A 24,805-nucleotide genomic window follows, 5' to 3' on the forward strand; every position below is an offset into this window, starting at 1 on the left:
TATATCTTGATTTTCGTGGGTTAAAGTGGCAAAGTCAACCAATACTCGAGGAGGGTGTACGATGACAAAAAAAGTGCACTTTGATTACAGCAAGGCGTTGACGTTCGTTAGTCAGCATGAAATTGATTATTTTAAAGAGCCCATTCGCTTGGCGCATGAGCAATTACATAATAAGACAGGCACAGGTTCCGACTTCTTAGGTTGGATCGATCTGCCTTCCGCGTATGACAAAGAGGAGTTCGCACGCATTAAAGCGGCTTCCGAGCGCATTCAGTCCAATTCCGATGTGCTGATTGTCATCGGTATCGGCGGGTCATACTTGGGCGCGCGCGCTGCGATTGAGATGCTTGGACATTCCTTCTATAACATGCTGCCGAAGGACAAGCGTAAGACGCCAGAAATTTATTTCGCTGGCAACAACATCAGCTCGACTTATATTACGCATCTGCTTGAGCTGATTGATGGCAAAGATTTCTCAGTCAACGTCATCTCCAAGTCAGGCACGACGACAGAACCAGCGATTGCATTCCGTATCTTCCGTGAATTGCTGGAGAAGAAATACGGCAAAGAAGAAGCGAAGAACCGCATCTATGCAACGACGGACCGGGAGAAAGGCGCGCTCAAGAAGCTGGCAACAGAAGAAGGCTACGAGACGTTCGTTATTCCGGACGACGTTGGCGGACGGTACTCCGTACTTACTGCTGTAGGCCTATTGCCAATTGCGGCTGCAGGCATTAACATTGACGAAATGATGCAAGGCGCGCAGGATGCAGCTGTAGAGTTTAACAATCCGGATGTGTCGGAAAACTTGAGCTACCAGTATGCGGCTGTGCGCAACGCGTTGTACCGCAAGGGCAAGACTACGGAAATTCTCGTGAACTACGAGCCTGCCCTGCACTATGTGTCTGAATGGTGGAAGCAGCTATACGGTGAGAGCGAAGGGAAAGACAACAAAGGAATTTTTCCGGCGGCAGTCGATTTCTCGACGGATCTTCACTCCATGGGACAATTCATTCAAGAAGGAACGCGCAACTTGTTCGAAACCATCATTCAAGTGGATAAGGTTGCTCATCACGTGACGATTAATGAAGATGCGGACGACTTGGATGGACTGAACTTCTTGGCGGGCAAGACGATGGACTTTGTCAACAAGAAGGCATTTGAAGGCACGATGCTCGCTCATACAGATGGCAACGTTCCGAACTTGATTGTAACAATTCCGGATATGACACCGTATTCGTTCGGTTATTTGGTATACTTCTTTGAAAAAGCATGCGGAATCAGCGGATATTTGCTCGGTGTTAATCCATTTGACCAACCAGGTGTTGAAGCTTACAAGAAAAATATGTTCGCCTTGCTTGGCAAACCAGGCTATGAAGCAGAGAAGGCGGCATTGGAAGCGAGACTGTCCCGTTAATCGGGTCGGCGCCAGTCAACACAGCTAAGATAAGCGACAAGCCGATGAAAGCAGTTCACCGTTATGGGGAACTGCTTTCTTGGCAATAAGAAGGTGAGTCTCTTGTTAGAACGTTACAAGACCGTGCGCCAATTAGGCAGCAAGGAAATAGTCATTAAGAAGTCGCGTTTCATTGGTTACGGAAAACCGGTAACTACCGAACAGGAAGCGATTACATTTATTGAAGATATGAAGAAGAAGCATTGGAATGCAACTCATAACTGCTCCGCATACATTATTGGGGAGCGCGATGAAATCCAGAAGGCGTCGGATGACGGCGAACCAAGCGGAACCGCAGGGAAACCGATCTTGGAAGTGATGAAGAACCAAGGCCTGAAAGATACGGCTATCGTCGTCACGCGCTACTTCGGAGGCATTCTGCTCGGGGCCGGCGGCCTGATACGTGCCTACTCAGACGGTGCCGTAGCAGCGATTGAAGCCGCTGAAGCGATAGAGAACGTATTGCATCAAGAAGTATTTGTCGAAATCGATTATACATGGCTCGGCAAATTGGAAAATGAGTTGCGAAATAAAGAAACGCGGATGGGAGAAACGCAATTTACCGATAAGGTGACACTGACGTGTTTGCCCGTCGTATCCGAGTGCGAGCGGTTTATCGCATGGATGACGGATCTGACGCAAGGTCAGGCTGTAATTCGGAAGGGAGACCCGCTATATTACATTGAAGGGGAATAAGGAGAACAACCGCTATGGCAAGAAAAGCAGTGGATCAAGAGTTATCGCGGGAGCGAATCTTGGAAGTGGCGCGCCATCTGTTCGTTACGAAAGGGTACCGAGCCATCTCCATGCGAAGTATCGGCCAACAATTAGGTTATAGTCATGGTTCGCTTTATTATCATTTTAAAGATAAAGCCGAGCTGTTTTACGCTCTCGTCCAAGAGGATTTCATGCGCCTGGGACGGCTGTTCGAACGTGTTGTCAACCAAGCTCCTTCCGATGGCTTGTCCAAGATGGAGCAAGTGATGATGGAGTTTGTCCGATTTGGTCTGGAACACCCTCATCACTATGAGATTATGTTCATGACGCGGGATGAGGAATTGCTTGCCTATGCCCGGACGGAACAGGGGCGCTGTTTAGAGACGTTTTCAACCATCGTAAGACAGTCCCTGACAAGCAATATGCATTCCGATCAAGAGCGCCATAATATTCCGCTCAGTTTATTTCTTGCTATGCACGGATTCATCTCCTTTTATATTCAGGATCAAGTCACCTTTGAAGAGGTCAAACCGGCTGCATTGGCCCATGTTCGATTTCTATGCCGGAGAGCATTGGAATCGGCGCAATCGGCATAATACGATGGTGATTACAACGAACCACATAAAGTCTCCTCACGTTCTCATGCGGCTGCACATATAGTGGCAGCAGCCCAGCCACAGCCGTCATTGGTAAGGATGGGGCTGAATGAACGTGAGGAGGCTTTTTTATGATTGAATATGTGGGACAGGCGCTTCAAATTCCGGTCGGAGGGGGTTGAGCGTTCCCGACTCCGCAGCCTACTCCTCCTTTCGTACGTGGGAGTACGTTGCAATATTGTAAGCTGAATGTAAGCCGAATCGCATGACTCTTTCGTTCACATCTTTTATGCTTATAAGGGGACGTGTATGTGTGTCCTGTCTCGCTATCCAGGCGGGCTTAATGCTCAAGGAAGGGGAAGCCGGGGCGCCGCGCGTCTTATATAGGCAAGATAAGGGACAAGGGGAGAAAAACGGATGAACAAAACAGCGGTGCTGCTCGCGGGAACCGTAATCATATGCCTTGTGCTAACGGGATGCGGACAAGCGGTGACAGATACGTACCATCAAGTAAGCGAAACAGTCAAAGCGTACGGTAAGGAGAAAGCGATCGACAAAAGCAGGATGCAGCAATTAGCCGTTAATGGATTGAAGCGGTATTTCGATCTCTCAATCGATATCGGACAGTGGAACATGAAGTATGGCTTCACCAGACGCATGGAAGGCTCCGGGAAACGCAAGGCATGCCCCGGTCATGTCATGTTTGTCGGCTTACCGAAACAAGCGGCATCCGCAGGGGGAATCGAACGTTTTTACGGTGAATTGGATTTGAAAACAGGTGACTTTTACGAACTCGGTGTATCGCGCAATACGATGAAGTCGCCGCCAGCGAGAACGGAAATGAAGCGCTTGGAATCAGAAGCCCGTCATTATGTGGTGCAGCAGCTGCACGCCTCGGCGGGAGAATTGGAGTTGCTCTCTAGCGAACGTGCATTGCGACATGATATTTCACATGTTGTATTTAGAAATAAACGCAGCAACGCGACTTACGACATCGGCATCGAGCCCACACAGGGGCGGGTCGTATCCTTTGTCATCGCGAAGCGATAAAACCTGAGGATGTTTCATATCTTCGGGTTTTTTAATATCTATTTTTATACAATCCCATAAAATCATTGCCTTTCGGAAATCATATGAAAACGTGGAATCTTAATTAAATTGATTTTCGGAGGCCCTAATGGTTGATAATCGTGATGAACTTCGCCACAAAGCACGCGAGCTGGCGTTACAGCATGCACCAAAACGAAGCGACCGCTCTCGCACAAGTCTGTTGAAGCTAATAGAAGCAGATTTGGAATCGCTGCGAGCGTTTGCTAACCATCTGCAGCTTCATCCAGCAAGCTGCACCCAGCCTGCAGAGGATTGGCTGCTTGATAATATTGAATTTATCGGAGATCAAGTAAAAGGTGTGCAGCAGCACTTCACCGGGGCGCTGCTAGACAATTTGCCTTATTTGCGCAAGGAGCGCAAATATCGCATTCAATCGATTTGCGGTGAATATATCGCGCTCGTTGATGGCGTGCTGGATGAAACGTCTCTCGTTGAGTTTGTGAATGCCTATCAGGAAGTGTCGGTTCTGACCGTTGCGGAAGCGTGGTCAATCCCTCTTTTCCTGCGCCTTGCGCTCATTCATCAGCTCACGGATGTCATGCTTCAGGTGCAAGATAGAAGAGCAATCTGCATGGACGTCGAACGGCTGCTCGGACAGTTCGAACCCGGCGCGTGGAATACCGAATCGCTCGGCGCCAAGCTGGAGGAGGAGGGGCAGTCCTTCCCTCTATCCGGGGCATGGGCAGTCCATTTAATATCCCATCTGCGTGAGTGGGCCGACCATGCCGCTTCCGTACGGGAATGGTTGATCTGCCAGTTCGAAAACGGGGGTCGGGATCTGGACCAAATTGTTACGTATGAGCAGCAGCTGCAGGCATCTTATCAACGGAAGGCAGGTCATCTCATCAGCGGCCTGCGGAAGAACGAGCGCTGGTCGTGGGAGGACGCATTCGTTCACATCAGCTTGGTGGAGCAAACCCTTCGTCAAGACCGGACAGATACGTATCCGAAGCTGGATGCGGGTAGCCGAGGAACGATCCGTCACCGGGTGGAAGTATTGGCCCGGCGGCTCGGGGTACAGGAGAATCTGATTGCACGGGAAGCGCTTGTGCTTGCGGAGCAAGCTCCTGCCATGCCAGTGAGAACGGCGGTGGAATCAATATCGGCAGAACAGGCGAGTCCAACGGAAACGTCGAGCGCATCGACTGTATCGACTGCCGATCTTATGCCACGGCGTTCGTTCTTGGCCTATTACCTATTCGAGCCCCGAGGAGTAAGCGAGCTCCAACGCTCCTTGAAGAAATGCAGCAAGCCCCGGCCGCTGCCTGGCAACCGGCTCTTAAGCCGTGGCAAGACATCCTATATGACGCTGCTCGCTTGTCTGTTTGCGGCATTCTGGATTGCCTTGGCGTTCATCATTGGCGGGGGGCAGGGAATCACTCCATGGGGCTGGCTTATCGTTGTGTTGGCCTTGGCGCTCCCGGCCAGCGAATGGGCGGTGACAGGTCTTCACTTTATTATCGAATGCGCCATTCGTCCGAATACGCTGCTGCGCTACGATTTCTCTGCCGGAGTGCCGGCTGAAGCCGCGACGATGGTCGTTATACCAGTCATCTGGTCTTCCCATGAAGAAGTGGATGAGATGGTGGACCGCCTTGAAATCCATTACTTGGCGAATCGGAGTCCCCATATCCATTATGCGATCCTGGGGGATTTTACGGACTCCCGTCTGGAAAGGCTTCCCGAGGATGACAAATTGGCCGCTTATGCCAAAGGGAAGATGGAAATGCTCTGCAAGCGATATTCAAGCTCGAATGAAACGACGTTTCATCTCTATCAGCGCAGCAGACGGTGGAATCCTGGCGAAGAAGTGTACATGGGCTGGGAACGGAAGCGCGGCAAGCTTGTGGAATTCGTCGAGCTGCTGAAGGGCAGCAACGAGACAAGCTATTACTATACATACGGAAATACCGCGGTGCTGCCGCGCATCCGCTACATTATCACGCTGGATGCGGATACTCAGCTTCCGCTGGAAAGCGCCCATCGCATGATTGGAGCCCTGCATTTGCCTTATAACAGACCCCGTCTGAATGAGAAGCGCTCCCGGGTCGTTGAAGGATATGGAGTGCTTCAACCTCGGATCGGAATCCATCTGGAATCGGCTTTGCAATCGAGGCTTGCCGGTTTATGGTCCGCACCAGGCGTGGATCCGTATTCGTTCGCTGCCTCGGATCCGTATCAGGATGCTTTAGGCGAAGGGATTTTTACCGGGAAGGGCATTTTTGACGTGGATGCATTTGCGGAAACATTGTGTGAACGCATTCCCGAAAACCGGGTGTTGAGCCATGATCTGCTCGAAGGCGGATTTTTACGGGCGGGCTTGCTGACGGATGTTGAGCTTATCGATGATCATCCCGTCAAGTTCATCGCTTATCAGAAGCGGCTTCACCGTTGGGTACGTGGTGATTGGCAGCTGCTTGGCTGGCTTTTTCCTCAGATGAAGAGCCGCCGCGGCGAACTGCTGCCCGTTGACTTGTCCTTCATTACGCGCTGGCAAATTATCGATAACCTGCGGCGCAGCCTGCTGCCGATCGCCTTATTCGGGCTGCTGCTCGGTTTCACTGTTCTTCCTGGAACGCCTTGGAGGTGGCTGGCCGTTGTGCTTGCGACGATGCTCATTCCCATCGTGCGTCAATTGGTGAATCTGCCTAGAACGGGATGGCATCCAAGGGGAATAGGGATGGCGGCGGCTCATGCGGGGCTCGTCTTGCTTGCCTTGCCTTTCCAAGCGGTGCTGATGGCTGATGCCATCGCCAAAACCTTGTACCGGTTATCAATCAGCAATCGCCGCTTGCTGGAGTGGACGAGTTCTTCGCACATCGAGCGCAGCAATCGGGAGAATGTACATCCGCCCCTCCTGGGGATGACGGCGGGTTATGTGCTTGTGCTGCTCGTAGCTGCTGCTTCCATACTGCAGCCGGATCCATACATAGCGGGTATTGGCTTGGCTCTATGCCTGCTCTGGGCAATGGCCCCGGTAGTCATCCGCTGGCTGGATCAAGCGGAACCGGAGGAGCGCGAACCCTTGTCCGTGCACGACGAACGTGATCTGCGGGAGCTGGCTCGGCAAATCTGGGCGTTCTATGAGGATTATACGGTGGCCGAAGACCATTGGCTCCCTCCGGATAATGTGCAGCTCGATCCGCTCAATGGGGTCGCGCACCGTACTTCTCCGACCAATATCGGATTCCTGCTGACTGCATCATTGACCGCGCGGGACTTCGGATTTATTAACTCGGCCGAGCTTCTGGAGCGTCTGGAACGAACCATCCATACCGTAGAGCAGATGGAGAAGTGGAACGGGCACTTGTTCAACTGGTACGACACGCTTACTCTCAAGCCGCTCATTCCTGTGTATGTGTCCACGGTCGATTCCGGCAACTTTGTGGCCAGCCTCATCGCTGTCAAGCAAGGGGTGGCGGAATGGCTGCTGAAGGAATTTTCGGGGAAATCACATTCTGAGCGCAAGCGAATCGATCCATATGGCAGGGATGATCTTCATTTTGAATTTGCGGCGGAACTGGAAAAGCTCAAGCAGGAGGCATCCCACGGGCCGGATCAAATACTGGATCGCGGCTGGGGGCTGTTAGAACGCTTGGAGGCGCTCATTACTGGGACCGATTTCCGACCGCTTTACGATCATAAGGCAAAGCTGTTCGTGCTAGGCTATCATGCCGCCAGCGGAGAGCGTGACGCGGTGTTGTATGACCTCCTTGCGTCCGAAGCACGACAGACAAGCTTTGTCGCGATCGCGTTGGGGCAAATCTCTGTGTCCCACTGGATGGCGCTCGGGCGGGCCACTCGCAGTCAAGGCGGACACACGACGCTCGTCTCCTGGTCGGGAACGATGTTCGAATATTTAATGCCGTGGCTCTTGATGCGCACCTATCCAAAAACAATATGGGACAGCACGTATCGGGGCGCAGTTCGTCAGCAGATGGCGTATGCGATGGAACGCGGTGTTCCGTACGGCATTTCGGAATCGGGATATTATGCCTTCGACTACCAGAAGAACTATCAGTACCGGGCATTCGGTGTTCCCGGCCTTGGCTTCAAGCGGGGGCTGGAGCAGGATTTGGTGCTGGCGCCGTATGCGGCAGTCATGGCGCTTCCATATGCGGTTGCTCAGGGCATGGACAATTTGCGCTGGATGGAGAAGATGGGGGCCCGGGGCAAATACGGTTTCTACGAGGCGATCGACTGCACGCCGGAACGAATGCCGGACGGCAGCAAGGCCGAGATCATTCGCAGCTTCATGGCCCATCATCAGGGAATGAGCCTGCTGACCATCGCGAATATGCTGCATGACCATAATATGATCGAGCGTTTCCATCGGGATAAACGTATTCAGGCGGCCGAATTGCTGCTGCAGGAGCGGATTCCGGCCAAGCCGGCGCAGGTGCGCCTCGAGGCTGTGCCCCGCCAGCGCATTGCGCAGTCGGAGAAGCCACAGGCCTCACCGGTCCGCTTCTATCCGTCTGCCGCTACGCCAGTGCCGGAAGCAGTGATACTGTCCAACGGTTCGTTCACGACCGTGGTCACGAACAGCGGCAGCGGACAGCTGCGGTCTCAAGGGCTGGCCGTATCCAGATGGCGGGAAGACCCGGTGAAGGATGATTGGGGCAGCTATATGTACATTCGGGACGTGCAGCGGGACGAGTGCTGGTCGCCGACTTTTCAGCCTTGCCGCGTGCCATCATCTACTGCTGATGCGCATTTCTCGTTGGAGAAGGCGCTATTCAAGCGGACGGACGGGGAGATGAAGACCACATTGGAAATCGCGGTATCTCCCGATGCCGATGCGGAGGTGCGTAAGCTGACGCTGTACCATGCTGGCGCAGACACCCGCACCTTTGAAGTGACGACCTTCCTTGAATTGGCGCTGGCGCGACCGGATGCAGATGCGGCCCACCCCGCGTTCACGAAGCTGTTCATCGAGACGGAGTATGATGCGGAAGCCCGTTGCTTGCTTGCGCGCAAGCGGCCGCGGAGCGAAGGCGAGCAGGCGTTGTGGGCGTTCCACATCTTTACGGATGGAGAGGCGTCCGACACGCCGGAAGTGGAGACGGACCGGGCTCGCTTCATCGGCAGGGGACATACGCTTGCCGCACCGAAGGGATTGCGTTCCCGCTTAGGCGGGGCGGTCGGATCGGTGGCTGATCCGGCGTTCATCATGCGGAGAAGAATTACGCTGCAAGCTGGTGAACGCATTGAGCTGTACGCCGTCACCGGGGTGGCCGAGTCGCGTGAGGAGGCGATTGCGCTTGCGCGGACTTTATCGCGGAAGGCAGAGGCGGAGCGGGTATTTGAGCATGCCTGGACCCATGCGCAAATTGAACTGCATAATATGCAGATGAGCCCAGCCGATGCAGCCGTGTATCATGTGCTTGCGAGCCGTGCGTTATATTCCGCGCCATTGAATGTAGAGCAGGAGACGAGCATCGCGGCCAACACGAAGGCCCAATCCGGCTTGTGGGCATATGGCGTATCAGGGGATCGGCCCATCGTGCTTGTCACGATCGCTGATGCGATTCATTTGCCGTTTATCCATAAGCTGTTGTCAGGCCACGAATATTTGCTCCGCAAAGGGCTGTTTCTTGATGTGGTCGTGCTGAACGAAGCGCTCGAAGGATACCAGCAAAATGTGCAGGAGAGCCTGCAGCGCAGCATCGAGCACAGCTTGAACCGTTACCGCACCGATCACGGAAGCGCGTATCTCGTAGCGTCGGCTGGATTGCCGGATGAGGATCGCGCTCTGCTGTTCGCTACGGCCCGCGTCGTTCTGCGAGCGGATGGGCCGAGCCTGAAGGCACAGCTGAAGGTGGCGGAGGCGAGCGATCTGGAAGAACACGCTCCGGAAGCACACCAGTCGGATGCTCTTCAGGAGAATGAAAGCTTGACTGGTATAAACACAAGCAAAAACATAGCAGATGGATGGCGGGAAGAGAACAGGACATTAGTACGAGAGGATGAAATACAGGCAGAGGCGAATCACAAGCCAGCAAGCCAATTGAACGCGAATCCGGGGAAAACGAAGCAGCAGCGCCTTAAAGCAGTGAACACGCAAGCTGATTCCCCTTCATCCATGGTGACTAAGGGCATCGAGCGTCTAGATTCCAAGTCGCTCCTCTTCTTCAACGGATGGGGCGGCTTCTCTCCAGATGGCAGCGAATATCGAATGGTGCTCAAGGATGACCGCTTCCTGCCAGCACCGTGGATTAACGTCATGGCCAATCCACGCTTCGGATGCCTTGTATCCGAGCTGAACACGGGCTATACATGGTGGCGCAACAGCCGGGAATGCAAGCTGACCCCCTGGTCTAACGATCCTGCGCTGGATCCTCGGGGCGAGGCGTGCTATCTCAAAGATGAGCAGAGCGGCGAATATTGGCTCGTCGGCTCTCCCAACAGAGATGTTGGGATGGAAGGGGGAGTTCCATTCGGTGTCGCTCACGGCATGGGGTATTCACGCTATGCTCATGACAGCGGCGGCCTCCATCAGGAGCTGACTGTATTCGTGCCTGTAGACGATCCGATCAAAATTATGAAGTTGCACTTGCGCAACCCGTCAGACGAAGAGCGGGAGCTGTCCGTCACGTACTATGCAGAGTGGGTGCTAGGCGTGAATCGTCATAACAACGCCTCGCATATCGTGAGCGAGTGGAACGGATCGGTGCAGGCCTTGATTGCACGCAATACGTACCAGGATACATTCCGCGATGCGACGGCCTTCCTTGCGGTGTATCCCGCAGCATCCGCACAGGATGAACCGTCTGCGGCAGCCGATGCCTCCATACGGGAGACGTCCTGGACGGTGGACAGGCAGGAATTCATCGGACGGAACCGGACGGCGGAGCAACCAGCAGCGCTCGATCGGGACCGATTGTCGGGTGCGGCCGGTCCGGTGAGCGATAGCTGCGGTGCCGTGCAGACCCGTTTTGCCGTCGAACCTGGCGGGGAGCGGACGATTTATATGTTGTTAGGCTGCGACGATTCCGTACAGGCGGCCGAAAAGTGGCTGCGTAAATACCGCGAACCCGCTGCTTGCGAGCAAGCCTATGAAGAGATACGGCAATTTTGGAGCGGGGTGTTGGGAACAGTGGCAGTGTCCACGCCGAGCAAAGAGATGGATATGCTGCTCAACAATTGGCTCCTATATCAATCGCTGTCCTGCAGAATGTGGGCTCGATCGGCCTTCTATCAGGCCGGGGGCGCATATGGCTTCCGGGATCAACTGCAGGACTCCCTTTCCATGCTGCACTGCCGTCCTGATTTGACCCGAGCCCAGATTATCATTCATGCTTCCCACCAGTACAAGGAAGGGGATGTCCAACACTGGTGGCACGAAGAAACGCATCGGGGTATCCGCACCCGTTTCTCCGATGATCTGCTCTGGCTGCCTTATGCCGCGAGCCGGTATTTGGAGCATACGGGAGATGACAGTCTGTTGGAGGAAATCGCTCCTTATTTGCAGAGTGAGCTTCTGCGCGAAGGGGAGCATGAACGATACGAGGAGACGGTCCTATCCGGAGAAACAGGAACGGTCTATGAGCACTGCTTGCGCGTGCTTGACCACAGTCTGGAGCGGTTCGGCGAACATGGCCTGCCTCTCATGGGCATCGGCGACTGGAATGACGGCATGAGCCTCATCGGAGCGGAAGGCCGCGGCGAGAGCGTCTGGCTCGGCTGGTTCATGGGAGATGTGCTGACCCGTTTCGCCGGAGTATGCGAGCGGCGTGGAGACACGGAGCGAGCGGCACGGTACCTTGAAGTCGTCGGCAAGCTAAAAATTGCGCTTAATGAGCACGGCTGGGACGGACAATGGTACCGCAGAGCCTTCACCGATGCGGGGCAATGGCTTGGTTCCGTGCACCAAGCGGAATGCCGGATCGACTCCATCGCCCAGTCCTGGTCGGTTATTTCCGGACTCGCGGAAGCAGACAAGGCCGCGTGGGCCATGAATTCGTTCGACCGTGAGCTTGTGGACCGCAATCTGGAGATGGCCTATATCCTAACACCGCCGTTCAACAAGACGGAACCGAGCCCCGGATACATACAAGGCTATCCGCCTGGCATCCGGGAGAACGGGGGGCAGTATACGCATGGGGTCATATGGAGCATTGTCGCTTGGTCCATGCTTGGCAACGGGGATAAGGCATTCGAGCTGTTCCATATGCTGAACCCGATTACCCATACGATGACTCCGGCCGAGATCAATCGCTACTACGGGGAGCCCTACGTCATGGCGGCCGATATTTATTCGGCAGAGCCCCATAAAGGGCATGCCGGATGGACCTGGTACACAGGCGCAGCGGGTTGGATGTACCAAGCCGGGCTGGAATGGATCCTTGGTATTCGCCGCCGCGGGGACAAGCTGGTTATTAGCCCATGCATTCCGAAAAACTGGCCGGCGTTCTCCGTCCGTTACCGCTATGGGGATGCGGAATATCAGATTCAGGTTAACAATCCAGCTGGCAAGTGCAGTCCGTCCCGTCCTGCTGAGGGTCTGACCAAGCTGGCTATTGATGGGAATGAGCTCAATTTGGAGCAATATTTTGGGGAAGAAGGCCCGTTCATTCCGCTGCGGGATGAACGGGGTGTGCATGAGGTCGAATTGACGTTGTAGCTGTGTAACTGCGAAATGAACAGGGGAGGTTTCCGTGCAATGACATGGATTCGTTAAGTCGCCAAGCGATAGAAGCGGCCTCCCGCCCTGTTTGTTTCTTTTAGCCATCCTTCGGGACGGCTTTTTTGTTTTTAAAGAATGATTTAGTTCTGTGAAGCTATAAAGTGTACTTCATCACTTTACCCTGCTCGAAGAAAGTATGCCTGTTCCCTCTCTTGCCTCACGCTCCCTTTTATTCAGAATGACAACCTTCCTTTTTTTTGGCTCTGTTAAAGTTAGTTATTGATAAAGTCTAAAAATAAGAGTGCTTTTATCCAGAGCACTCTTATTTTTTACTGGTGAAAAACTGATTAACTGATTCCTCAGGCTTCAGGTGTTCCTGTATCAGTTTCTTTAAGTCTTGTTCATTTTCAAACCCATCCAATTTATTGTTGTACCAATCTTGTAATTTCTCTTTTGTTACTGTGAATTCTTGGTCTGGAAATTTGAATGTAATCCAATCTACATTTTTGATTAAAGCAAAAAGAAATGTAGAGTTTGTTATAACAGTTTCTTTCATTTCTTTATCTACTTTTTTCGCATCAATATCTTTGTATTCCAAAGTAATTCCGTATGGTTCTTTCTTGGTCTCAAGTGAAATTTGATTCAACTCTTTGTTATGTGTCAATTCTTTTACGATATTCCCAACAGCACTGTTGTCACCCACATATGAATTCTTATATTGAAACAAATCTGTTTTTGAATCAGCATTTAGACTACATCCACTCAATAATATAATTAGCGATAACAATGAAATAAAATAAATGGTAAACCGCTTCACTATTTCCTCTTCTTTCATCTAATATTTTTTATCTAATTTTATCATATTCAACAAAATCCCTCAAATTACGGAGAATTTAGAGAGACGCAAACTATCATAAGTATCTGTCATTTCAAATACAAATGAAGTTAATAGAAATTCCTTAATATGTTGTTTAGTGCTTTCGTTACTACGACTATCGACAAATAAAAACCAAGCAAGGTAATTATCAAGATACTTTGTAGCCACGCCTTTAAAGCGGTCTATCCACTGTTTTAGACGGGAATGGAGACCATTGACATTTTGTGAGAACACAAACTTGTTCGTGGCTTATTCCCCTATGTTTAGACTTTCCCCCACGCTTTCGAGTTTTGCGTTCAGTAATGCCTCGTTGTCCCTTTTGGGAGTATAGAAAATAGGTCTCGTCAATTTCAACGATACCTTCAAAACGCTCAAAATCCATTTGTTTCAGAGAGTTTAGCAGTTTATGTCTCCAATTAAAAAGCGAAACCCAAGTAACCCCTACGATTTCAACTGATTTTCGCAGAGAATATCCTTTGAACATACATTCTACAAATGTAATCCATTCGTTACCTTTTCGTGTGCGATACAAAACAGTGTTGGTTGTGTCAGTAAAAGTTTTGCAACAACATTTACAGCGATACCGTTGCCGACCATTATATTTTCCGAACCGAACAACGTGTTCTGACGAACAATGAGGACACTCAAATCCTTCCTTGAAGCGAGTTTCTCTCATTTCATTGATTAAACGACCACCAGCGACCACCAGCAGAGGAAGAAGGTTCAACATAGCGTTTAACCCATTGATATACTTGTTCTTTTTTGGTATGTGGTAATTTGTCGATATACTTTAACAAGTTGCTAAACGCTTTGCTCACCTTGATAACCTCCCCGAATACTTGTTCTCATACTGATTATAACAGGATTTCGGACAAGCATTAAATATCAACATTTACCTTTAACAGATCCTTTTTTTAAATAAATGCTGTAGGGCATCGTGCAATGGTCCATATGTCCAATCTCCCCTGCGGTCAGGAAGGAGAATAGTGAGGATAAGGCATATGCCGTTCAGTAAACTGTGACATGAAGCGGCCGATATAATGACAGTTAGCCAGAGTAATCATTGGGGCATGCTGCCATCTGAAGGAAGGGGAGAGTGGAGCAAAGGGGCTTACAAAGTGCTCCCTTCCTTTTCAAACAAAACAAAGCGTCGGGCATCCGTGCAATGGTCCATATGTCCAATCTCCCCTACGGTCAGGAAGGAGAATAGTGAGGATAAGGCATATGCCGTTCAGTAAAACATGGCATGAAGCGGCCGATATAATGACAGTTAGCCAGAGTGGTCATTGGGGCATACTGCCATCTGAAGGAAGGGGAGAGTGGAGCAAAGGGGCTTACAAAGTGCTCCCTTCCTTTTCAAACAAAAACAAAGCGTCGGGCATCCGTGCAATGGTCCATATGTCCAATCTCCCCTGCGGTCAGGAAGGAGAACAGTGAGGATAAGACATATGCCGTTCAGTAAAACATGCATGAAGCGGCCGATATAATGACAGTTAACCAGAGTGGTCATTGGGGCATGCCGCCATCTGAAGGAAGGGGAGAGTGGAGCAAAGGGGGGGGGTTGGAGCGAATCATCGTCAATCTGTCTCCACCATTACACGAAAGGAGCAGTTCGTTAATGCTGCAGAGTCGTACCTTTGATAGATGGCACGTTAGCGATAAAACATAAAGTCTGACTCTAAGCGCAGCCGCTATCTTCGAAAGGTTTCAATAGATGTTTACTAATATGGCGAGGCAGGTGCTGGAAGCGGGGGCGATACGAATAATGCGGAATAGCTTGTCTAACGTGAATAACTATAACGCGAATAACGTAAATAGCGTTAAAGGTGTGAATGGTCTGAATGGTGTGAATAGAGTGGAAGCCTGTGTGTGCCGCTGTGGCCTATCCATAAGCGGGGTGCTCCCTTGCAAAAAAACAACGAGTAGGTATTCACCTATCATAAGCATTTCGAATAAGTTGCATAAGGTTCGTTTAAGGGCGAAGGCTAGCCAGCCCCCTTATCTCATCTTACATTGGACCGCCCAATCCGGGTGTTTTACTATATATTTCCAATAAAACCTGCTTGGACCGCGGAAATCAAGGTGGATTCAACTTTTATACGATAAATAGTATGTCAGCACAAATGGTATGTCCGCACACAAGGACAGCAAATATAATTCTCCGATGGTATTGACGGCGGGTTCTAATTTTTGGTAAAATAACGAAAACAAAATACCAAGTAAACATGTAGGAATTATTAAAATAATATTTTGATATCAATGGAGGTAGAACGGGTGAACGTAGTGCTGCGACATAAAGGAGCCTTGTGGGGCTTTCGTACCACGCTGCTTTTATACGTGTTTTTGCTCATTGTGCTGCCCATCGGCGGAATTTACGTTCAATCCTTTGCCGGAGGGTGGGCTCATTTCACAGAAAGCTTGGCGGAACCGCTCGCTTGGCAGTCAGTGGCCTTAACCTTTCGCCTGGCGCTCATCGCAACAGCCATCAATGTTGCTCTTGGCACGATGTCGGCTTGGGTGCTGCACCGTTACCGCTTCTTCGGGCGGGCATGGCTGAATAGCTTGGTTGATTTGCCCTTTGCCCTGCCTACGGCGGTTGGCGGCTTAATGATTCTGCTGCTGCTTGGTCCGGGTAGTATTACCGGAGGTCTGGCTGAAATGCTCGGAATCCGGATCGTATTCGCGGAACCGGCTATCGTCGCCGCCATGGTATTCGTCACATTTCCCTTTGTCATCCGCGCCGTGCAGCCGCTTCTCGAAGAGGCCGATCGGGCCGAGGAAGAAGCCTCCTATACGTTGGGAGCGTCCCGCGTACGTACTTTTATGCAGGTGCTGCTGCCGCAAATGCGTCCGGGCATCATAAGCGGAGCGATGCTGGCTTTCTCGCGCGCCATGGCGGAATTCGGCGCGGTCGTGCTTGTGGCGGGAAATATACCGGGCAAGACGTTGATTGCATCGGTATATATTTTCGGGGAGATCGAAAGCGATAACCCGCAAGGCGCCGCCGTTGTGTCTGTCATCCTCTTATCAATGTCATTTGTTGTATTGTGGTTCGTCAGCGTCCTGCAGGCACGGAGGTCTCAACTATGACTGATCCATTCTCCACTATTTCTTCTTATAACGATGCATCCAGATATGCGTCCGCACGAGGTTCGCGCACGCCGCCTGGTTCTGTGCCGGGAGCTCGCCAGAAGCAATCCATCATCCTCATTGTCCTTACTTACCTAATCTTTTTTGCTTTGCTGATCGCTCCTTTGCTGCAAATGATTGCAGGCGCGTTCGAACACGGACTTCACTCGTTCATTAGTGCGTTGACTCGTCCCGCTGCCATTCATGCCATGGCGATGACGGGCGCGGTCGTGGTAATTGTGACTGCCATTAATACAATTTTCGGCATTCTTACCGCACTTGTCCTCGTCAGAGGAGAGTGGCTCGGAACCAAGCTCCGTCATGTATTGAACAGCTTAATCGATCTTCCATTTGCCGTGTCCCCGATTATTGGCGGGTTTATGATTGTTCTTCTGCTAGGTCCTAATACGATTATGGGCGCCATGTTTGCGTGGGTCGGCATCGACATCGTATACGCATTTCCGGGAATGGTGCTGGCAACGCTGTTCGTCACGTTTCCCCTGATGGTCAGAGAAGTGGTTCCCGTTCTTCAGGAGATCGGAACACAGCAGGAAGAAGCGGCGTCTATGCTCGGTTCCTATGATTGGACGACGTTCTGGCGCGTTACATGGCCGTCTATCAGATGGGGCGTTCTCTACGGCGTCGTGCTGACCATTGCGCGATCGCTCGGTGAATTCGGGGCGGTCCTCGTTGTGTCGGGCAACATTATGAACAAGACGCAGACGGCAACGACCTTGGTGTATCAGGACGTCGAAAATTTCAATATTGCGGCCGCGAGCAGCGTTGCTCTCGTTCTGGCTCTTATCTCAGTCGTGCTGCTCTTAGTGATGGAATGGGCAAAGAAACATAAAGCGCACAAGGCGCATCAAGCGCACAATGGGCAAAAAGGGGTGCAATAGCGATGCATATCGAGGTTCGTCAGTTAAACAAATGGTTCGGCTCTTATCACGCTGTACAGGATGTGGGATTCTCCATTGAAGCCGGACAATTAATCGGGCTGATCGGTCCGAGCGGCGGCGGCAAGACGTCTGTTCTGCGCATGCTGGCAGGCTTGGAGCAGCCGGACAGCGGCGAAATTTCGTTTCAAGGCAAGCTTATGAACGATGTGCCCCCGCAGCAGCGCGGCATCGGCTTTGTGTTCCAGCATTATGCGCTGTTCAAGCATATGTCGGTGTTCGACAATATCGCGTTCGGCCTGACGATACAGAAGTGGCCGAAAGCGCGTATTCGGGAACGTGTAGCCGAATTGGTGGAGCTGACGGGGCTGAGCGGTGTGGAACGGCGGTATCCGCATCAGCTGTCAGGCGGGCAGCGGCAGCGCGTCGCCTTTGCGCGGGCATTGGCGCCGGAGCCTCAGTTATTGCTGCTGGATGAACCATTCGCGGCCATTGATGCGAAGATTCGTAAAGAGCTGCGCAGTTGGCTAAAGGAGCTTATTGAACGGGTCGGCATCACCTCGATCTTCGTCACCCATGATCAGGATGAGGCGATCGAGGTGGCCGATGAAATAATGATTATTAATCAAGGGCGGGTCGAGCAGATGGGGACGCCATGGGACATTTACAAGACGCCAGAGACGCCATTTGTGGCTGAATTTATCGGTGAGTCGACGCTGCTGTCGAATGCACATACTTTGAAAGGGTTTGAGAGCATGAAGCCGGGAGAGGAGAGCAAGGCGCTCATTCGACCGGAATACATTGAAGTCGGAAGAGAGGGCGAAGTGCGGCTGCCTTCGGCAAGCGTTCAAGGCAAGGTCAAGGCGCTTCATTTTCGCGGCAGCGAGTGGATGGTGGAGGTGGATGTGGGCGGCATGAGGCTGAAGACATACCGGTCGCTGGAAAGTCCGGTGCTTCATATCGGAGAACGTGTGCAGGTGCTTATCCATCGCATTTATTTATTCGATAAAGACCGGAGCTGGATGCAAGAAAATGCGCTCAAAGAGGACCCGTTGCCGGTTCTCATATAATGACGGATTCAGTAGGAGGCGTGCGATGAGTACAGGCAAAAGAAAATATGCAGTTGCGGCGGCGCTGCTTTTCTTCATCCTTGTATTGTCCGCTTGCAGCGGGGAATCTCCCTCATCCGCGCCGGAAGGGATGAATGCGGCTGCATCGGCACAGCTGAAGCAGGCGGTGGGGGCGGACGCAGACAGGGAGAAGGATAGCGTAACGCTTATAATCGGCGCCTACGCGGTGGCGAAGGAAGCTCTCGGGAGCATTCTGCCCCAATTCGCAGTCGATTGGGAGGCGAAGACGGGGCAGAAGGTCGTCTTCCAAGAGTCATACGAAGCGTCCGGCACGCAGGCGCGGTCAATTGCCGGCGGGTTGGAAGCCGACGTCGCCCTGTTCGCGATGGAAGGGGACGTTGACAAGCTAGTGCGTGTCGGATTGGTGCCAGACGATTGGAAAGAGAAGGACGCTTACGGCGGCATGGTGACTCGCTCGATTGTCGTGATGGGAACGCGGGAAGGCAACCCTCTTGGCATCCGGGATTGGGAGGATCTGACGAAGCCGGGAGTGGAGGTGCTCTACCCGAATCCGAAGACGTCTGGCGGGGCGCAATGGGATATTAACGCAATCTATGGCGCGGGCTTAAAGGCAGCGGCAGAGGCGGGTCAAGAAGGGCCGCGCCATGCGAAGGATCTGCTGCTGCGCATTCACCGCAATGTCATTTCCATGGACAAGAGCGGCAGAGCATCGATGGCCGCCTTTGAGTATGGGGTCGGCGACGTCATCGTGACGTACGAGAACGAGATTTTGTCGCGCAAACGAGAAGGCGTAATGTATGGCATGGTGATTCCGAAGCAAACGATTCTTATTGAAAATCCGGCGGTCGTTGTTGAGCGCTATGCGAAGAAGCATGGCACCGAGGAGGTGGCGCGGGCGTTCGTTGCGTATTTGCGAGAGGCCAAGGCACAGCAATTGTTCACGGAAGCCGGCTTCCGGCCTGTTCAAGAGGAGACGGCCCGTGCGACGGAACGGAAGTATCCGGTTCCGGAAGGGCTGTTCCGCATCGAAGATATGGGAGGCTGGTCCCATGTCAAGGAGACGCTGTACAGCAAGCGGGGCATATGGTACGAGGTGCTGGCTGGAATGAAGTGAATAGAACGAAAAGCGCAAGCGATGCCTGCCGTTAAGGTCAGATTCGCTTGCGCTTCTATAGGTTGCTCAAAAAGTCCCCTTTTGATCACGCAGCATCACAAGATGTTACCTGACATCGAATTTTGCATTCACTCTCGAAGAACTTCTGCTTCTGTAGTTGCGTGTCGTTATTCGCGATAGAGCGGGATGTCTGTAGTTAATCGGCGTACGCCCATTTGAACGAGCTGATACGCGTCCTGCAGATCGCGTATTGTCCATACACCAAGCCCGATACCAGCCGCCTCCGTCGCTTGCACGATTTCCGGCTGCCGCAGCACGACTGCATATTGCAGAAGCAGCGTGGCACGGCCGAGCTCCTTCAAAGGGGCGAGGTCAACCGGCTCGCCGGATAACCAGCCAAGCTCGATATTCGGGTGCAGAGAGCGTATGAGCCGCAAGTTGTCCAGATGGAACGAGATGAACATCGTCCGCTCCGTCATGCGATAGTTCTCGAGTAAATGCAGCAGTCCACGCGCCTCACCTTCGGTGATGCGTTCCTTCAGCTCAAGCTGCAATCCGACTGTTCCTCCGCACAGTTCAAGCACTTCCTCCAGCAATGGGATACCGCACCCGGCAAATTCGGGCTTGAATTTCTTGCCAGCGTCCACTTGCTGCAGCTCCGCAATCGTCTTCTCGCGAATCGGGCCGGTTCCATCTGTCGTTCGATCCAACGTATCGTCATGGATGACCACGGGAATGCCTTCCTTGGAATGATGGACGTCAATTTCCAAGGAATCGGCGCCAAGCTCAAGCGAGCGGCGGAAGGCGGCCATTGTATTTTCAGGGTGCACCGCTGCGTAACCGCGGTGTGCCACAATTTCCACATTTTTAAATAGTGCATTGCTATTCATGTTTATCCTCCTCAAATGGCGAACATGATAGGGCCTAGGTTATCATGAATGTAGTAACATGGCGGATCCGTCGGTGAAGAATGCAAGCTGAAGTGAAACCGATTATACTGGATCATAGACGGAAGAACAATGACGGATTCCGGACGATTACGTTATTATTTTGTAAAGCTGATTAATGCAATAGATGCAGGGGGAATGGGAAGATGGATCACAATCCGACAACGTCACGCGCAACGTCGGTTGAAGCAGACGCTGCTGCCCGGCATCAGCATCAGTCTCCCGCCGCCGCGGTGGACTGGAGCATTACGTTCTGGGGGACTGGGGATTCCATGGGAGTGCCGCGCGTGTACTGTGCGTGCGAGGTGTGCGAAGAAGCGAGACGAAGCGGAGTCAATCGCAGGTACCGCTCGTCCGTGCTGCTGGAACGGGGAGAGGATAAGCTGCTTATCGATTGCGGGCCCGATTGGACGGGGCAGATGGAGCGGGCAGCCATCCTTTGGCTGGATGAGCTGTTAATTACGCATGCGCATCAGGATCATATCGCAGGCTTAACCTCCTATGCGGACGCTTGCCGCTGGCTGAAGCGCAAAGGGCGTGTCATTACACCGACCGAGGTGAGCGATACGATTCGCATGATGTATCCGTGGCTAGAACGGTTCGTGACGTTCCAGAGCATCGAGGAGCCTTGGCGTTGGCACGAATGGTCCATCCGTCCGATCCGGGTGAATCATGGCAAGAATGGATATGCTTATGCGTATCGATTTGATCGGGTGAATGACGATGAATCTGCCGCGGGTTCGGGACGGAGACAAGCCTATCCGAATGCCAGCGCCAATCCAGGCTTGCGAAGCTGGGTGTACGCCTCCGATGCGATCGGCTTGGGCGAGGAGGAGCTGAGATGGTTTCAGGAGCTCGACCTGCTTATTTTAGGGACGAATTTCTATCACGAGCAGGCGGAATATTCGACCCGGTCTGTCTATGATATGGTAGAGGCGTTCCGGCTAATAGAGGACATTCAGCCGCAGCAGGTCGTATTTACGCATATGTCCCACGATATCGATTTGCGGCATTCGTATCCTCTGCTTCCGCAAGTAACTCTGGCGCGTACGGGAATGCGAATTGGCAGATGAGCGGCAGGATCGCGACGACATTGGACGGAGCAGCACGAGATAGGCCGAAGCAGAGTAAAATAAGCGAAGGCAATTCGGGGTAAACAGAGGCAACCCGAAACGAAGCCAACAAAAACAAGCCGTTCCCCCGTGTGCACATTTTTGACACACTAGGGGAGCGGCTTGTAGTATCTTCGTCAAGCGTTATTGATTGGCTTGAGCTGGATGAAGCACGAACTTCTCGATGACATGGCGAACGCCTTCCTCGTTGTTGCTCAGCGTCACGTAGTCTGCGACAGCTTTGAGCGAGTCGACGGCATTGTCCATGGCGACGCCGAGTCCGGCAGCTTCAATCATATCATGATCGTTCCAGGAGTCTCCGATTGCGATGGTCTCTTCCAGACTGCAGCCGAAGTGCTGGGCAAGATGGCGCAGCGCGCTGCCCTTGGTGCCTTCACGATGCGTCACTTCGAGGAAGTTCGGCTTCGACTTCGTAATATGCACGTCTGGGCCGAGCAGCTCCCGCAGTTCCGGAGCGATGGAGTCCAGCCGCTCCGGCTCGTCAATCATGAGCATCTTCGTGGATGGCGACGCGAGCAGCTTGTCGAAATCCGGCTCGATCGTATACGGAATGTTCGACAGATTCGCATAGGCAATGAGCTTGTCATTTTCTTCACGGGCGTACAAATGGTCGTCAATGTAGAGTTGCAGGTGAAGCTTATGCTCGTCACAATAACGCAGCAGGCTGAGCGCGGCATCCTTCGGTACGGAACGCTCGTACAATACGTGTCCGTCGATCACATTTTTCACAAGCGAGCCTTGATACGTAATGAGCGGCACGTTCAATCCGGTCTGTAAGGCAATATTATGCGCGGACGCGTACATGCGGCCGGTAGCCAGCGTTACGGCGACGCCTTGGGCGATGGCCAGCTCCAGCGCTTGCTTCGTGCCTGGCGTCACTTCTTTGTCATCGGTAATCAATGTGTCGTCTACGTCAATGGCAATTAGTTTATACATCGTTTCTCTCCCCATTTCATGGGCTGTACGCTGCAGCCTCATATCATATTCTCTTTTTGAACACGTACTCCTATTGTACCTCATGCGAGCCCTATTTCAATTCCGATGCCATCATACCCACAATCAGAGCAGGGACAAGAGAAGAAATAATCATTTTAAAAGATAAAAAAAGGAGTGTAAATTCAAAATTATGGTTGACAGAAAGATATTTCTTTCAATATGGGTGAATAACGTGTTCTGGCCCATTATTTTCGGCGGTTCTTGGGATGACGCCAATGGCAAATTAACGGCCAATCAACAGGCCAACGTGGATGCTATTGCTTATGAGGCTAGTTACTATAAAGAATTCGGCATTGACCCGTTGACGAAGTTCAAGTCGGGTATGGGCGGCATGAACACTCCGCAGGACCCGATCATTACCGGCAAGCTGGCGATGATGATCGGCTGGGAGAACTTTTATAACGATGAGCGCGGCGCAGATGGTCCGAGCGGGGGAGCTCCTTTCCCGTATAGTGCTTGACAATCCGAAGTTGACGCAGAACGAAGCGACGAAGACGTTGTGGGATTTCTATGAAAGTGCGAAAAGCCCGAATCTGAACGGCTTCCCGAACAGCATTTATATTAATGAATATTTGCAGGCGTTGAACGAAGAGACCGAAAGAGCGCTGAAACTGCAAATCAGCGCGCAGGAAGCAATGGATAACGTAGTGAAGAAGATGCAGCCGGTAGCAGATAAAGCGAAAAATAAACGATCTATGGAACGGCAGAATGAGTCCATTCTGCCGTTCCTCAACCTAAGGATTGGAGGAGTTGGGGATGGTTATAGGTAACCAGAGCGGCATCAAACGCAGAGAACGAAAACGTCTCCTCATCGGTTTGTGCTTTATTAGCCCATGGTTGCTTGGGTTTCTTTTATTTCAGTTTTATCCGATTTTGTCGTCCTTCTACTATAGCATGACCGACTAAAACCTGTTTTCGGACCCGAAATGGGTAGGTCTGGAAAATTATTCAACCTTGATTCTGGACGATAAAGTATGGCTGTCTTTGTACAACACGGTATTTATGACCGTATTCGGCTTGATTCCGCAGTTGGCATTCGCCTTGGGGATTGCCTTGTTGCTCAATCGCGACATCAAGGGGCAATCGATTTACCGCACTATACGGACGCTATCCATTCCATTCCGTTCTTTCAATATACGTGGAATACTGTAATCATTGCCGCATTGAGCGTGTTCGGGGTCACTATGATTGCCCCCATCGTGGCGTACGGCTTCGCGGAGATTGACTTTAAAGGCAGAAATGCGTTGTTTGTCATCATGATGGGAACGTTGATGCTCCCGTTTCAAGTGACGATGATTCCGATCTATGTCATGTTCAACAAAATCGATTTGATCAATTCCATCTGGCCGATTGTGTTGTCGACGTGGTTCGGCACCGGGATTGCTTATTACATTTTCTTGGTCAGACAATTTTTCTTGGGCATCCCGCATGAATTGACGGAGTCTGCGAAGATTGACGGGGCTTCCGAGTTCAGAATCTATGCGCAAATTATTTTGCCATTGGCTAAGCCTGCGGTATTGACCATCGGACTCTTCACGTTTTTGGGCGCATGGGGAGATTTCCAAGGTCCGTTGATTTATTTGAACGATCCGGAGCAATGGACACTCTCAATCGGATTGAAGCAGTTCATTCGGGAGAACACCGTAGCCTGGGGGCCATTGATGGCTGCCTCCACGTTGTTTACGGTGCCGATCGTCATTTTATACTTCTTCGTGCAGAAGAAATTTATCGAAGGCATTTCAATGACCGGTATGAAATAATGTCTGGCGCTGGTTATAAGGCAGTGCAAGCGGAGCGGGCATGGCAACGGTCGGCGTGCGTCCCGTAATACGGCTACAAAAGCGTAAGGCGCGACTCAATCGCTCCGATAATCTCTATTAAATTCGTCGGGGGTTCCTTCTCCGGCGTTTTCCTTTTGTATAGTTTTAAATATTTAACTATATAAGAGATGATGACCAAATTTTAGGTTGCATTTTGTTGCAAATCGCTAGTTTTGCATATAATATAAAAGAATAAAGGAGAATACTACCTCCATTAATTATAAAAAGAAAGATTTATTCCAAAATGAAACTGCTCTTTATCGGGCAAGCGACAGATTTGCGTTCCTTCCGGAA

The 24,805-nt window shown here is 51.8% G+C and carries 17 protein-coding genes and 1 pseudogene; 14 read left to right on the plus strand and 4 right to left on the minus strand.

What is annotated here, in order from left to right; translation table 11 throughout:
• The first annotated feature begins 61 nt into the window (after positions 1 to 61).
• The 5 genes from A372_RS0121740 (at position 62) to A372_RS0121765 (ending at position 12,505) form a co-directional block, all read left to right on the plus strand.
• Positions 62 to 1,417: a glucose-6-phosphate isomerase gene (locus A372_RS0121740; protein WP_019423016.1), complete on the plus strand. Its 1,356-nt coding sequence runs from the start codon at positions 62 to 64 to the stop codon at positions 1,415 to 1,417.
• Between the two features lie 102 nt (positions 1,418 to 1,519).
• Positions 1,520 to 2,152, plus strand: coding sequence for a YigZ family protein (locus A372_RS0121745; RefSeq protein ID WP_019423017.1), 633 nt, complete (start codon positions 1,520 to 1,522; stop codon positions 2,150 to 2,152).
• 14 nt (positions 2,153 to 2,166) lie between these two features.
• On the plus strand, positions 2,167 to 2,769 hold the full coding sequence (locus A372_RS0121750; RefSeq protein ID WP_019423018.1) for a TetR/AcrR family transcriptional regulator: 603 nt from the start codon (positions 2,167 to 2,169) through the stop codon (positions 2,767 to 2,769).
• A 417-nt stretch (positions 2,770 to 3,186) separates the two neighbouring features.
• A complete protein-coding gene (locus A372_RS0121760) occupies positions 3,187 to 3,819 on the plus strand; it encodes a hypothetical protein (protein WP_019423020.1) in 633 nt (210 codons plus the stop codon).
• Positions 3,820 to 3,946: 127 nt separating this feature from the next.
• The gene (locus tag A372_RS0121765; RefSeq protein WP_019423021.1) at positions 3,947 to 12,505 is read left to right on the plus strand and encodes a GH36-type glycosyl hydrolase domain-containing protein; all 8,559 of its coding nucleotides are present in this window, start codon (positions 3,947 to 3,949) and stop codon (positions 12,503 to 12,505) included.
• A gap of 325 nt (positions 12,506 to 12,830) precedes the next feature.
• Here A372_RS0121765 and A372_RS0121770 read toward each other — a convergent pair whose 3' ends face one another.
• The gene (locus A372_RS0121770) at positions 12,831 to 13,325 is read right to left on the minus strand and encodes a DUF4825 domain-containing protein (protein ID WP_019423022.1); all 495 of its coding nucleotides are present in this window, start codon (positions 13,323 to 13,325) and stop codon (positions 12,831 to 12,833) included.
• Between the two features lie 60 nt (positions 13,326 to 13,385).
• Positions 13,386 to 14,203, minus strand: a pseudogene (locus A372_RS36565) (IS1595 family transposase).
• A gap of 406 nt (positions 14,204 to 14,609) precedes the next feature.
• Between A372_RS36565 and A372_RS0121780 the strand changes: the two are divergent.
• From A372_RS0121780 to A372_RS0121800, 5 genes are all read left to right on the plus strand, one after another.
• Positions 14,610 to 14,822 carry a hypothetical protein gene (locus A372_RS0121780; protein ID WP_157259651.1) on the plus strand — a complete coding sequence of 71 codons (213 nt, stop codon included), beginning with the start codon at positions 14,610 to 14,612 and terminating at the stop codon, positions 14,820 to 14,822.
• Positions 14,823 to 15,659: 837 nt separating this feature from the next.
• The gene (gene cysT / locus A372_RS0121785) at positions 15,660 to 16,475 is read left to right on the plus strand and encodes a sulfate ABC transporter permease subunit CysT (RefSeq protein WP_019423025.1); all 816 of its coding nucleotides are present in this window, start codon (positions 15,660 to 15,662) and stop codon (positions 16,473 to 16,475) included.
• On the plus strand, positions 16,472 to 17,413 hold the full coding sequence (locus A372_RS0121790; protein ID WP_019423026.1) for a sulfate ABC transporter permease: 942 nt from the start codon (positions 16,472 to 16,474) through the stop codon (positions 17,411 to 17,413). Before cysT ends, A372_RS0121790 begins: the two co-directional genes overlap by 4 nt.
• A 2-nt stretch (positions 17,414 to 17,415) precedes the next feature.
• Positions 17,416 to 18,480 (plus strand): ABC transporter ATP-binding protein, encoded by a 1,065-nt coding sequence (locus tag A372_RS0121795; protein WP_019423027.1) that lies wholly within the window; start codon positions 17,416 to 17,418, stop codon positions 18,478 to 18,480.
• A gap of 25 nt (positions 18,481 to 18,505) precedes the next feature.
• The gene (locus A372_RS0121800) at positions 18,506 to 19,615 is read left to right on the plus strand and encodes a sulfate ABC transporter substrate-binding protein (protein ID WP_019423028.1); all 1,110 of its coding nucleotides are present in this window, start codon (positions 18,506 to 18,508) and stop codon (positions 19,613 to 19,615) included.
• Positions 19,616 to 19,782: 167 nt separating this feature from the next.
• Here the strand turns inward: A372_RS0121800 and A372_RS0121805 are convergent, their stop codons facing one another.
• Positions 19,783 to 20,505, minus strand: coding sequence for a glycerophosphodiester phosphodiesterase (locus A372_RS0121805; protein WP_019423029.1), 723 nt, complete (start codon positions 20,503 to 20,505; stop codon positions 19,783 to 19,785).
• A 203-nt stretch (positions 20,506 to 20,708) separates the two neighbouring features.
• Between A372_RS0121805 and A372_RS0121810 the strand changes: the two genes are divergently transcribed.
• Complete coding sequence (locus A372_RS0121810; RefSeq protein ID WP_019423030.1) at positions 20,709 to 21,635, plus strand: MBL fold metallo-hydrolase; 927 nt, start codon at positions 20,709 to 20,711, stop codon at positions 21,633 to 21,635.
• A 183-nt stretch (positions 21,636 to 21,818) separates the two neighbouring features.
• Here A372_RS0121810 and A372_RS0121815 read toward each other — a convergent pair whose 3' ends face one another.
• Positions 21,819 to 22,631, minus strand: coding sequence for a Cof-type HAD-IIB family hydrolase (locus A372_RS0121815; protein WP_026011214.1), 813 nt, complete (start codon positions 22,629 to 22,631; stop codon positions 21,819 to 21,821).
• Positions 22,632 to 22,821: 190 nt separating this feature from the next.
• Between A372_RS0121815 and A372_RS39305 the strand changes: the two genes are divergently transcribed.
• The 3 genes from A372_RS39305 to A372_RS34505 all read left to right on the plus strand — a co-directional run bounded on the left by A372_RS39305 (position 22,822) and on the right by A372_RS34505 (position 24,451).
• Positions 22,822 to 23,151, plus strand: coding sequence for a hypothetical protein (locus A372_RS39305; RefSeq protein WP_026011215.1), 330 nt, complete (start codon positions 22,822 to 22,824; stop codon positions 23,149 to 23,151).
• A complete protein-coding gene (locus A372_RS39310) occupies positions 23,096 to 23,461 on the plus strand; it encodes a hypothetical protein (protein WP_337484536.1) in 366 nt (121 codons plus the stop codon). The genes A372_RS39305 and A372_RS39310 overlap by 56 nt, the downstream gene beginning before the upstream one ends.
• Before the next feature lie 204 nt (positions 23,462 to 23,665).
• Positions 23,666 to 24,451: a carbohydrate ABC transporter permease gene (locus A372_RS34505; protein WP_019423033.1), complete on the plus strand. Its 786-nt coding sequence runs from the start codon at positions 23,666 to 23,668 to the stop codon at positions 24,449 to 24,451.
• Positions 24,452 to 24,805 lie beyond the last annotated feature (354 nt).

It is taken from the genome of Paenibacillus sp. OSY-SE (genome assembly GCF_000283315.1).
Taxonomy (GTDB): Bacteria; Bacillota; Bacilli; order Paenibacillales; family Paenibacillaceae; genus Paenibacillus_B; species Paenibacillus_B profundus.

Coding starts and splice junctions, on each gene's coding strand:
- A372_RS0121740 (WP_019423016.1), top strand. CDS start 62: ATGACAAAAAAAGTGCACTTTGATTACAGCAAGGCGTTGACGTTCGTT.
- A372_RS0121750 (WP_019423018.1), top strand. CDS start 2,167: ATGGCAAGAAAAGCAGTGGATCAAGAGTTATCGCGGGAGCGAATCTTG.
- A372_RS0121760 (WP_019423020.1), top strand. CDS start 3,187: ATGAACAAAACAGCGGTGCTGCTCGCGGGAACCGTAATCATATGCCTT.
- A372_RS0121765 (WP_019423021.1), top strand. CDS start 3,947: ATGGTTGATAATCGTGATGAACTTCGCCACAAAGCACGCGAGCTGGCG.
- A372_RS0121780 (WP_157259651.1), top strand. CDS start 14,610: ATGCCGTTCAGTAAAACATGGCATGAAGCGGCCGATATAATGACAGTT.
- A372_RS0121790 (WP_019423026.1), top strand. CDS start 16,472: ATGACTGATCCATTCTCCACTATTTCTTCTTATAACGATGCATCCAGA.
- A372_RS0121795 (WP_019423027.1), top strand. CDS start 17,416: ATGCATATCGAGGTTCGTCAGTTAAACAAATGGTTCGGCTCTTATCAC.
- A372_RS0121800 (WP_019423028.1), top strand. CDS start 18,506: ATGAGTACAGGCAAAAGAAAATATGCAGTTGCGGCGGCGCTGCTTTTC.
- A372_RS0121805 (WP_019423029.1), bottom strand. CDS start 20,505: ATGAATAGCAATGCACTATTTAAAAATGTGGAAATTGTGGCACACCGC.
- A372_RS0121810 (WP_019423030.1), top strand. CDS start 20,709: ATGGATCACAATCCGACAACGTCACGCGCAACGTCGGTTGAAGCAGAC.
- A372_RS0121815 (WP_026011214.1), bottom strand. CDS start 22,631: ATGTATAAACTAATTGCCATTGACGTAGACGACACATTGATTACCGAT.
- A372_RS39305 (WP_026011215.1), top strand. CDS start 22,822: ATGGTTGACAGAAAGATATTTCTTTCAATATGGGTGAATAACGTGTTC.
- A372_RS39310 (WP_337484536.1), top strand. CDS start 23,096: ATGAGCGCGGCGCAGATGGTCCGAGCGGGGGAGCTCCTTTCCCGTATA.
- A372_RS34505 (WP_019423033.1), top strand. CDS start 23,666: ATGGCTGTCTTTGTACAACACGGTATTTATGACCGTATTCGGCTTGAT.